Annotated in this window: 5 protein-coding genes; 1 reads left to right on the top strand and 4 read right to left on the bottom strand. The window is 69.6% G+C overall.

What is annotated here, in order from left to right; translation table 11 throughout:
- The 4 genes from G6019_RS10330 to G6019_RS10315 form a co-directional block, all read right to left on the bottom strand.
- The coding region (locus tag G6019_RS10330) for a zinc-binding alcohol dehydrogenase family protein (RefSeq protein WP_182627524.1) at positions 1–651 on the bottom strand (651 nt) is incomplete at its 3' end.
- A gap of 128 nt (positions 652–779) precedes the next feature.
- A complete protein-coding gene (gene epsC, locus G6019_RS10325; RefSeq protein ID WP_182612379.1) occupies positions 780–1,403 on the bottom strand; it encodes a serine O-acetyltransferase EpsC in 624 nt (207 codons plus the stop codon).
- Positions 1,403–2,338 carry a cysteine synthase A gene (gene cysK, locus G6019_RS10320; RefSeq protein ID WP_182612380.1) on the bottom strand — a complete coding sequence of 312 codons (936 nt, stop codon included), beginning with the start codon at positions 2,336–2,338 and terminating at the stop codon, positions 1,403–1,405. The genes epsC and cysK overlap by 1 nt, the downstream gene beginning before the upstream one ends.
- A 158-nt stretch (positions 2,339–2,496) precedes the next feature.
- Positions 2,497–4,287, bottom strand: coding sequence for an AMP-dependent synthetase/ligase (locus G6019_RS10315; RefSeq protein ID WP_107755404.1), 1,791 nt, complete (start codon positions 4,285–4,287; stop codon positions 2,497–2,499).
- A 150-nt stretch (positions 4,288–4,437) separates the two neighbouring features.
- Between G6019_RS10315 and G6019_RS10310 the strand changes: the two genes are divergently transcribed.
- The coding region (locus G6019_RS10310; protein WP_375539757.1) for a GAF domain-containing protein at positions 4,438–5,028 on the top strand (591 nt) is incomplete at its 3' end.

Genomic DNA, 5,028 nt, shown 5'->3' with positions numbered 1-5,028 from the left:
GTCCCCGGCCGAGGCCGCGCCGAGCTCGAGTGCCAACCGGCGCGCGCCCTCGCCCCGGGTGAGCACGTGGACCTCTGCCCCCTGCGCGAGAGCGAGTTGCGCGGTGAGATGAGCGGAACCGCCGAAGCCGTAGACGCCCAGCCTGCCGCCCGGCGGGAGCGCCGCACGCTTGAGCGCACGGTAACCGATGATGCCCGCGCACAGCAGCGGCGCGGCCGAGAGGTCGTCGATCCCGTCGGGAAGGGCGTAGGCGAACGCCTCGGGGACCGTCGTGAACTCCGCGTAGCCGCCGTCGGCATCCCATCCGGTGTAGCGGGACCGCGCGCACAGGTTCTCCCGTCCGGACCGGCAGGCACCGCAACTCCCGCAGGTGCCCCGCAGCCAGGGGACGCCCACCCGGTCACCGGTGAGGAACCGGACGCACCCGGGTCCCGAACCCACCACCTCTCCGACGATCTCGTGGCCGGGCACCACCCGCGGTCGTCGGACCGGGAGGTCACCCGTGGCGACGTGAAGATCGGTGCGGCAGACCCCGCACGTGAGAACGCGGAGCAGGACCTCTCCCGGCCCGGGCTCGGGAACGGGCGTGTCGACGAAGTCCAGGGGCGACTCCGCCAGGGGGCCCGGTTCGCGGACCACCCAGGCTCGCATCTGCGTCACGGTGCCGGTCACCTCGATCCTGCCGGTGCGATGACGGCGATCCTAACCCTCACGAGACGACTCAGGCCACCCCGCCGACGCGATCAGGAGCGTCGTCGGGGAGACCGGAGTGGCGAGGGTCAGATGTAGATGGCGGGATCGATGTAGAACTGCGCGTCGCGCAACTCCTCCTTCGACTCCTTGGCCGGCGTGGCGACGCCCGGTACGCCCACGATGATCGAGTTCGCCGGGGCGTCCTTGACCACGACGGCGTTGGCGCCGACCGAGGAGTCCGAGCCGATCTCGACGGGGCCCAGGATCTTGGCCCCGGCCCCCACGGTCACGCGGTCGCCCAGGGTGGGGTGGCGCTTGACCTGCTTGAGCGAGACACCGCCCAGGGTGACCCCGTGGTACAGCATGCAGTCGTCACCGATCTCCGCGGTCTCCCCGATGACCACACCCATCCCGTGGTCGATGAAGAACCGTCGACCGATGGTGGCACCGGGATGGATCTCGATCCCGGTGAGGAACCGGGTGAACTGGCTCAGGACGCGGGCCGCGAACCGGCCGGCCCCGCCGGCCACCCACAGGCGATGGGAGAGGCGGTGGGACCAGATCGCGTGCAGCCCGGAGTAGACGATCGCGTTCTCGACATCTCCCCGGGCCGCCGGGTCGTGGGCACGCGCCGCGGCGAGGTCCTCGCGCAGGGTGCGCAGGATCCCCGCCGCGGGCGCGTCCGCGGTCGACGGAGTCGGGTCGGTCATCAGTCGCGGTAGTCCTCGAACAGCATGGTGGACACGTAGCGCTCGCCGTAGTCGCACACGATCACCACGATGGTCTTGCCGGCGTTCTCCGGGCGCTTGGCCAGTTCGAGCGCGGCCCACACGTTGGCGCCGGAGGAGATGCCGGCGAGGATGCCCTCCTCGCTGCCCAGGCGCTTGGCGATCCGCAGCGAGTCGTCGAGGGTGACGTCGATGACCTCGTCGTAGATCTCGCGGTTGAGGATCTCGGGGACGAAGTTGGCGCCGAGGCCCTGGATCTTGTGCGGCCCGGCCTTGCCCTCGGTGAGAAGCGGGGAGTCCTTGGGCTCGACGGCCACGATCTTTATGTCCGGCTTCTGCTCGCGGAGGTAGCCGCCGGCGCCGGTGATGGTGCCGCCGGTCCCGATGCCGGCCACGAAGATGTCGACCTCTCCGTCGGTGTCCTCCCAGACCTCGGGGCCGCTGGTCCGACGGTGCACGTCCGGGTTGGCCGGGTTGGCGAACTGTCGGGCGAGAACGGCGTTCTCGCGGGTGTTGGCGATCTCCTCGGCCTTGGCCACCGCGCCCTTCATGCCCTCGGAGCCCGGGGTGAGGATGAGCTCGGCCCCGTAGGCGCGCATGACGGCGCGGCGCTCGACCGACATGGTGTCGGGCATGACCAGGACGGCCTTGAACCCGCGTGCGGACGCGACCATGGACAGTGCGATACCGGTGTTACCGGAGGTGCCCTCGACGATGGTGCCGCCGGGCTTGAGGGCGCCGGAGGCGACCGCGTCGTCGATGATCGCGGCGCCGATGCGGTCCTTGACGCTGGCGGCCGGGTTGGCGGATTCGAGCTTGGCCAACACGGTGGCGCCCAGGCCGTCGGTCAGGGAGTTGAGGCGGACCAGGGGCGTGTGGCCGATGGTCTCGGTGATGTCGGAGTAGATCTTCGCCATTGGTGAGTTCCGTTCTGCAGAATGAACCGATCTGTCTATCGGTCAGTGTACGTGATCCCGCCACCGTCCGGACCGGGCCCGGGCGAATTCGGCCGGCCCCGAAAAACGCCGCGGCGCCCGTACCCCGCGGTGGGGTCCGGGCGCCGGCGGTCGGGGTGTCAGTTGCCGGAGTACAGGGCCTCGATCTCGCTGCCGAAGCGGTCGTGCACCACGTTGCGCTTGAGCTTGAGCGTCGGGGTGAGCTCGCCGCTCTCCACCGAGAACTCCGCCGCGAGGATCTTGAACTTGCGGATCGACTCGGCACGGGAGACGGACTTGTTGGCCTGGTCCACGGCGTCCTGGATCGCGCCGACCAGGTCACCGTCCTGGAGCAGGTCCTCCACCTCGCCGGTCTTGCCGTGCTTGTCCCGCCACGCCGGGAAGGTCTCCTGGTCGATGGTGACCAGTGCCGCGATGTAGTTGCGGTTGTCACCCACCACCACGGCCTGGCTGATCAGCGGGTCGGCCGAGAGCAGGTCCTCCATCTGGGAGGGTGAGACGTTCTTGCCACCGGCGGTGACGATGAGGTCCTTCTTGCGGCCGGTGATCGACAGGTAACCGTCCGAGTCGAGCTGCCCGATGTCGCCCGTGTGGTACCACTCGCCGGTCCAGGCCTCCTCGTTGGCCTTCGGGTTCTGCCAGTAGCCCTTGAACAGGGTCTTGGCCTTGGCCAGGATCTCGCCGTCCTCGGCGATCCGGATGGTCACGCCCGGGATCGGCCGACCCACCGTGCCGATCTTCGCCTGGCCGATCGGGTTGACGGTCAGCACGCCCGAGGACTCGGTGAGGCCGTAGCCCTCGAGGAGGTCGAAGCCGGCGCCGCGGTAGAAGTGGCCCAGACGGGCGCCCAGGGGGCCGCCACCGGAGATGATGCGGTTGCACTCGCCGCCCAGGGCCTCGTGCAGCTTCGAGTAGACGAGCTTGGAGAACAGCTTCTGCTTGAGCGCCAGGCCCGCGGACGGCTTCCCGCCGCCCTCGATGGCCGTGGAGTAGTCGATCGCGGTCTGCACCGCGGCCTTGAAGATCTTGGCCTTGGCGCCGCCGGCGGCCTCCGCCTTGCCCGCCGCGGAGTTGTAGACCTTCTCGAGCACGCGCGGGACCGACACGAGGAAGGTCGGGTGGACCTCCGACAGCCGCTCGACGACCTTGGTGGTGTCGGGCTCGTGGGCCACGGCGACGCGCTTGTAGAAGCACGCCACCTCGAGGATTCGGGCCAGGACGTGGGCCAGCGGCAGGAAGATCAGGGTGCGGCTGTTGGGGACGAACGCGTCCTGGAGCTGCTGCTCGACGGCCACCACGACGCCACCGAACCCGCCGTGCAGGATCTCGCAACCCTTGGGGTTGCCCGTCGTGCCCGAGGTGTAGATGATGGCGCACCTGTCCTCGTGGCCCATCGCCAGCGAGGCCTGCTCGACCTGCTCGTCGGAGATGTCGGCGCCGGCGGCGGTGAGCTGGGCGACCAGGTCGTTCTCGATGACCATGATGTCGCCGCTCCACTCGGTGCCGGACGTCAGCACCTCGCGGAGTTCGAGATCCTCGACCACGGCGAAGGTGGCGCCGGAGTCGGTGAGGATCCAGTCGCACTGGCCCGAGGAGGAGGTCTCGTAGATCGGGACGGTGACGGCGCCGACCGCCCACGCGGCCCAGGCGATGAGCGACCACTCGTAGCGGGTGTGGCTCATGATGGCCAGGCGGTCGCCGGGCTGGACGCCCCGGGCGATCAGGCCTTTGGCGACCCCCTTGACCTCCTGGAGGTACTGGGCGCAGGTGACCTCTGTCCAGTCGGTTCCGACGAGTCGCAGTACCGCGACGTCGTTCGGCGCCTCCTCCGCGTTCTTGAACACGAGCCGGCCGAGGTTCTCGACGGGGAAGGACTTGGTGGCGGGAGGGGTGGCGAACTCGGTCGTCATTGCGATCCTTAGGTCATGTGTGGCCTGTATCACTGGCAAGTGTAGAGGGTTCGCCGCCGTGCGTCTCCAGCACGGTCTATTTGGATCCGTTTATGAGGGGCGCGTCAGGTTCGAAATCGCCGATACTGTGATACGGGTTACACTGGCGACATGTTCGGGGGCACGGGATCCACGGCGAGCCTGCTGGTGGCCGAGTCGTGGGAGCGCAGCAGGCATCGGGGCATCGACCCCACGGTGGCCGCGCCGTCGGTCGAGCTGGAGGGTCCGGACCTCTCCCGCCACGTGGCGCAACACCGGATGGCGTCGGTGCTGCCGGTGGTCGAGTCCGTCCTCGTCCCGGGCGTCGTGTCGAGCGGACACATCGTCGCCGTCGCGGACGAGCGCGGGCGGCTGCTGCGGGTGATCGGGGATCGGGGGGTCAGGTCACGAGCCGAGTCGATGGCGTTCGTCCCCGGGGCCGTCTGGACGGACGAGGCGGTCGGGGCCAACGCACCGGGCCTCGCGCTCAGGCACGACACCGAGGTCCGGGTCCGCGGATCCGAGCACTACCTCGAGATGGCCCACGAGTGGAGCTGCGCGGCGGCCCCCGTGCACGACCCCGGTTCGGGTGAGCTGATAGGGCTCATCGACGTGACCGGTCCGAGCAGCGCCGCCTCGGACCAGATGCTCGCGCTGATCCGGGCGACGGTCATGCTCGCCGAGGGGGAGTTGCGCACCGCCGCCGGTCTCGTCGTGCCCCGC

It is taken from the genome of Dietzia sp. DQ12-76, from assembly GCF_014145045.1.
Taxonomy (GTDB): domain Bacteria; phylum Actinomycetota; class Actinomycetes; order Mycobacteriales; family Mycobacteriaceae; genus Dietzia.
This window is presented reverse-complemented; position numbering and strand designations above follow the sequence as displayed.

Bases quoted from the DNA above. Each gene is read 5' to 3' on its own strand.
- epsC (WP_182612379.1), bottom strand. From the start codon at position 1,403: ATGACCGACCCGACTCCGTCGACCGCGGACGCGCCCGCGGCGGGGATC.
- cysK (WP_182612380.1), bottom strand. From the start codon at position 2,338: ATGGCGAAGATCTACTCCGACATCACCGAGACCATCGGCCACACGCCC.
- G6019_RS10315 (WP_107755404.1), bottom strand. From the start codon at position 4,287: ATGACGACCGAGTTCGCCACCCCTCCCGCCACCAAGTCCTTCCCCGTC.